The following is a 5,574-nucleotide window of genomic DNA, read 5'->3' on the forward strand; positions in this document are numbered from 1 at the left end:
CAGGATGTTCTCCTGCGGCTCCTTGGGAAAGCGGTTGTTCTCCTGCGCCGCACCCTCCTTGCCGGGGCGCGTGGGCAGGGTGCGCCACAGCTCGTTGACCTGCTGCTGCGCGTAGGACTCGCGCTGCTCACGCTCCTGGCGCTCGCGCGCCAGGTTCTTCTTGGAGGGGCGGCGGTAGCGGTCCACACCGAAGTTGGCCAGCGCGTGGCACGAGTCCATGAGCCGCTCCACCTCGTCGAATCCGTAGCGCTCCTCGCACTGGGCCACGTAGTCCTTGGCATAGACCAGGTAGTCGATGATGGAGGAGGCATCCGTCCACATGCGGAACAGGTAATTGCCCTTGAAGAAGCTGTTGTGCCCGTAGGCTGCATGGGCGATCACCAGCGCCTGCATGGCGGTTGTGTTCTCCTCCATCAGGTAGCTGATGCAGGGGTTGGAGTTGATCACGATCTCGTACGCCAGGCCCATGTGGCCGCGCCGGTAGCGCCGCTCGGTGGCCAAAAACTCCTTGCCGTAGCTCCAGTGGCGGTAGTTCACCGGCATGCCCACACTGGAGTAGGCGTCCATCATCTGCTCGGCGGTGATGACCTCGAGCTGGTTGGGGTAGGTATCGAGGCCGAAACGCTCGGCCGTGGCGGCAATCGCGGCGTGGTAGCGCTCGATCAGCTCGAAGGTCCAGTCGCTCGGGTCGGGCAGCGGCTGTGCGGGCCTTGCCCCGGCGGGCAGGGGCTGCTCGGGCACGGTGCGGTGGCGGCGCTCGCCGACGATGGCGGTCTTCCAGGGGTTGTCGCGCATGCGCCGCTCCAGCACGGGGTACTGGGCCATGTTGTGGTTGTTCATACCTGCACCCCTTCCTTCTTGAAGAGGTCGCGGAACACGGGGTAGATGTCCCCCTGCTCGGACACCTTGCGCATGGCGAAGTGGGGATACAGCGGCAGCAGCTGGCTGTACTCCTCCCACAGGTTCTGTTCTTCCTGGGCCACCTGCACGTAGGCGAAGTAGCGCGCCAGCGGCAGGATGCGGTCCACCAGCAGGTTGCGGCAGTTGCCGCTGTCGTTGGTGAAGTTGTCGCCATCGCTGGCCTGGGCCACATAGATGTTCCAGTCCCCTGCGGGGTAGCGCGCGCGGATGATCTGGTCGAGCAGCACCAGCGCGCTGCTGACCACCGTGCCCCCGCTCTCGGTGGAGTGGAAGAACTGCTCCTCGTTCACCTCGGCGGCCTGGGTGTGGTGGCGGATGAAGACGATGTCGATCTTCTCGTAGTGCCGCGTGAGGAACAGGTACAGCAGGATGAAGAAGCGCTTGGCCAGGTCCTTGCGCGCCTGGTCCATGGAGCCCGAGACATCCATCAGGCAGAACATCACCGCCTGGCTGTTGGGCACGGGCACCTGCACGCGGGAGCGAAAGCGCAGGTCGATGGGGTCCAGGTAGGGGATGCGGCCGGTGCGCGCCCTGAGCTCGTCGATGCGCAGCCGCAGCGCAGCCGCCTCGTCGCTGCTGCCCTCGCCCGCGTCTTCCAGGGCCTGGAGCTGCGCCTGCAGCGCCGCCAGTTCGCGGTGCGCGGACTGGCCCAGCGCGATGCGCCGCCCCAGGGCCCCGCGCATGGTGCGCAGCACCGCCAGGTTGTTGGGAATGCCGTTCTGGCTGTAGCCGGCGCGGCGCGGCTTGTACTTGGGCGTCTCGCCGATGTGCGTGCGCAGCAGGTTGGGCAGGGCCAGGTCCTCGAAGAAGAGCTGCATGAACTCCTCCTTGGTCAGCGTGAAGGTGAAGTCGTCCTCGCCCTCGCCGCTGTCGCTGGCCTGCGAACCACCGCCGCCGCCCCCGCCGCCCTGGGGCCGCTGTATGCGGTCGCCGCGCACATGTTCGGCATTGCCCGGGTGCACCCGGTCATGGATGCCGCCGCGGCCATGGTGGAACACGGGCTCGCCGATGTCCTTCTTCGGAATGGTGATGTTCTCGGCCTGCTCGATGTCGCGGATGCCGCGCTGCGATACCGCACGGCGCACGCCCTCGGCGATCTGCTCCTTGAAGCGTCGCACGAAGCGTTCGCGGTTGCCCACCGACTTGTTCTTGCCGGCGAGCCTGCGGTCGATGATTTGCAATGCCATCCCTTGCCCCCATCATGGGCCAGCGCCCCGGTGGGATGCACTGGCAAAACCTTCAAGAGCGTGTGCGTCTGCGGCCGAGCTAGCTGCTCTTGCGCACGCGCAGGTACCACTCGCACAGCAGGCGCACCTGCTTGGGCGTGTAGCCCTTTTCCACCATGCGGGTGACGAAGTCCTCGTGCTTGCGCGCCTCCTCGGCGCTGCCCTTGGCGTTGAAGCTGATCACGGGCAGCAGCTCTTCGGTGTTGGAGAACATCTTCTTCTCGATCACCAGGCGCAGCTTCTCGTAGCTGGTCCAGCTCGGGTTGTTGCCCTGGTTGTTGGCGCGCGCGCGCAGCACGAAGTTGACGATCTCATTGCGGAAATCCTTGGGGTTGGCAATGCCCGCGGGTTTCTCGATCTTCTCGAGCTCGGCGTTGAGCGCGCTGCGGTCGAACACCTCGCCTGTGTCGGTGTCGCGGTACTCGTTGTCCTGGATCCAGTAGTCGGCGTAGGTGACGTAGCGGTCGAAGATGTTCTGGCCGTACTCGCTGTAGCTCTCAAGGTACGCGGTCTGGATCTCCTTGCCGATGAATTCGGCATAGCGCGGCGAGAGGAATTCCTTGATGTAGCTGGTGTACTTGGTTTCCAGTTCGGCGGGGAACTGCTCGCGCTCAATCTGCTGCTCCAGTACATACATCAGGTGCACCGGGTTGGCCGCCACCTCGGCACTGTCGAAGTTGAACACCTTGGACAGGATCTTGAACGCAAAGCGCGTGGAGATGCCGGTCATGCCCTCGTCCACGCCACCGTAGTCGCGGTACTCCTGGTAGCTCTTGGCGCGCGGGTCGGTGTCCTTCAAGCTCTCGCCGTCGTACACCTGCATCTTGCTGAAGATGCTGGAGTTTTCGGGCTCCTTGAGCCGCGTGAGGATGGCGAACTGCGACATCATCTTGAGCGTGCCCGGCGCGCACACGGCATTGCCCAGCGAGGATTCGCGGATCAGCTTGTCGTAGATGCGGATCTCCTCGCTCACACGCAGGCAATACGGCACCTTGACGATGTAGATGCGGTCCAGGAAGGCCTCGTTGTTCTTGTTGTTGCGAAACGCCTTCCACTCGCTCTCGTTGCTGTGGGCCAGCACCACGCCATCGAACGGTATGGCGCCAAAGCCTTCCGTGCCCTTGTAGTTGCCCTCCTGCGTGGCGGTGAGCAGCGGGTGCAGCACCTTGATCGGAGCCTTGAACATTTCCACGAATTCGAGCAGGCCCTGGTTGGCCAGGCACAGGCCGCCGCTGTAGCTGTAGGCGTCGGTATCGTCCTGGGCAAAGGTCTCGAGCTTGCGGATGTCGACCTTGCCCACCAGGCTCGATATGTCCTGGTTGTTCTCGTCACCCGGCTCGGTCTTGGCGATGCCCACCTGCTTGAGGATGCTGGGATAGCGCTTGACCACCTTGAACTGGCGGATGTCGCCGCCGAACTCCTCCAGCCGCTTGACGGCCCAGGGAGAGAGCACGCGCTGCAGGTAGCGCCGCGGGATGCCGAACTGTTCTTCGAGCACCGCGCCGTCTTCCACCGCGTCGAACAGGCCAAGAGGCGACTCGTTCACCGGCGAGCCCTTGAGTGCATAGAACGGCACCTTCTGCATCAGGTACTTGAGCCGCTCGGCAATGGAGCTCTTGCCGCCGCCCACGGGGCCCAGCAGGTAGAGGATCTGCTTGCGCTCCTCCAGCCCCTGCGCTGCATGGCGGAAGAAGCTCACCACCTGCTCGATGGCATCTTCCATGCCATAGAACTCGGCGAACGCGGGGTAGCGCTTGATCACCTTGTTGGCAAAGATGCGCGACAGGCGCGGGTCATTGCGCGTGTCCACCATCTCCGGCTCGCCAATGGCGGCCAGCATGCGCTGGGCCGCCGTGGCATAGACCATGGGGTCGCGCTTGCATTCGGCAAGGTACTCGTCGATCGACATTTCCTCTTCGCGGCTGCGGGCGTAGCGCGAGGCGAAGCTGCTGATGGCATCCATACGACCTCCTGTGGCGGCCCCCTGCGCATGGGGACCACGGTTTGCAGTGGGCATTGCTATCGGTTCGGTACTTTGTAGCACCACCGCCTGTCTTTGAACAGGGAATTCGTGTAGGCGCGCAACGCTTTTGCACGCGACCTGCACACGCTTCGGTAGAGCATGGCACACTGCAGAAAGTTCGCCGGCATTACAAATTAAGGAGCAGGAGGCCCAGAAGGCACCTGCCATGTGCGCGCGCCGCATTGTTTTGTGGCTGCGCCGGGGCCGGCTTTTCTTGTGCCCTGCGGCATTGCAGCAGATGCCTGGCCCGGGGCGCCATGCGCCCCACTGGCATCAGCCTTCGTTCTGGTGCGCGCGCATGATCTGGTGGCGCTGCCAGTAGTGGCCCACGGTGGCGTTGAAGTCGTCCTTTTCCTTCTTCAGGCCGGCCAGCTTGATCTTGCTGGTCTTGGCGCCCAGGCCCAGGGCATTCTTCTCGGGATGCGTCACGATGAGCGCGTTGCCAAAGCTGCTCTCCTTGAATTCCAGCCCCTTCACCGCATCCCAGAACACGGTAGTGCCGTCGGCCGAGGTGCTGATGCCGTCGATGCTCACGGTCACCGTGTCGCTGCCCTTCAAGGCGAACTGCACCGGCGGAAAGTACTGCAGCACCAGCGCCCGCTCCTCGTCGGTGGCGGGCTCGTAGCGGTAGGCCAGGCTGCGCTCGTGGTCGGCGGCAAAGGCCTGTTCGTAGGTACCCCACAGGCGCTGCTCGATGGCATCGGCGGTGAGGATCTGCTGGGCCCAGGTGCTTGCCGGCTGGCGCACGACGATGGCGCCGTAGGCGCTCTCGGGCAGGTTCACGCCCACGGCTTTCATGCGCTCGGTCATGGCCGGGTGCGAGTCGAAAGGGTGCGGAACATTGGCCGTCTTCATCTCGGCCAGGAAATCGGCCGACTCGGCATAGGGCGGCAGGCCCTGCGCCACGTAGCTGGCAATACCCAGCGCGGCGGCATCGTGCTTGCGATTCTGGCCAAACAGCTCGTGCTCGATCTTGGAACGGTACTGCGCATAGGCGGCGATCTTGATCAGCGACTGCGCGATGGCGTCGGGCGAGATGAGCTTGGCCGCAATGCGGTCGGCCTTGAACTCGCGCTCGCGGCTTTCGCGTGCCAGCGCCACTTCGAAGATCATGCGGTACAGGTCCAGCAGCGGCGAGACCACGGCCGACAGGCCGCCCGTGCGCATGGCATGGCGGTAGTGGTCGTACTGGCTGATCTTGGGGCCCAGCAGGGCGCTGCTTTTGGTGTCGCCGCCGCGCAGGTGGGCCAGCTCGTGGCCCAGCACGGCATCGGCCTCCTGCTGGTCCAAGAGGCGCAGCAGCGGAATGCTCACGAACAGCGTGCGGCCCGTGAGCTTCTGGCTGCCCACGGTGAGCGGCGCCTCGGTCACGAAGAAGTTGTCGTCGATGACGGCCACGATGTG

The 5,574-nt window shown here is 64.5% G+C and carries 4 protein-coding genes; all 4 read right to left on the minus strand.

Annotated elements, in window-relative coordinates; translation table 11 throughout:
- Positions 1-840 (minus strand): SpoVR family protein (locus ACK59X_RS22545; RefSeq protein WP_409960612.1); only part of this gene is annotated, 840 nt, incomplete at its 3' end.
- Positions 837-2,108, minus strand: a complete 1,272-nt coding sequence (locus ACK59X_RS22550; RefSeq protein ID WP_409960613.1) for a YeaH/YhbH family protein — start codon at positions 2,106-2,108, stop codon at positions 837-839. The genes ACK59X_RS22545 and ACK59X_RS22550, both read right to left, overlap by 4 nt.
- Before the next feature lie 79 nt (positions 2,109-2,187).
- Positions 2,188-4,110 carry a PrkA family serine protein kinase gene (locus ACK59X_RS22555; RefSeq protein WP_409960614.1) on the minus strand — a complete coding sequence of 641 codons (1,923 nt, stop codon included), beginning with the start codon at positions 4,108-4,110 and terminating at the stop codon, positions 2,188-2,190.
- 333 nt (positions 4,111-4,443) lie between these two features.
- A partial coding sequence (locus tag ACK59X_RS22560) for a M48 family metalloprotease (protein ID WP_409960615.1) occupies positions 4,444-5,574 on the minus strand: 1,131 nt, incomplete at its 5' end.

This window comes from Acidovorax sp. (genome assembly GCF_046339755.1).
In the GTDB taxonomy this organism is placed as follows: Bacteria; Pseudomonadota; Gammaproteobacteria; order Burkholderiales; family Burkholderiaceae_C; genus Acidovorax.

Coding starts and splice junctions, on each gene's coding strand:
- ACK59X_RS22555 (WP_409960614.1), bottom strand. CDS start 4,110: ATGGATGCCATCAGCAGCTTCGCCTCGCGCTACGCCCGCAGCCGCGAA.
- ACK59X_RS22550 (WP_409960613.1), bottom strand. CDS start 2,108: ATGGCATTGCAAATCATCGACCGCAGGCTCGCCGGCAAGAACAAGTCG.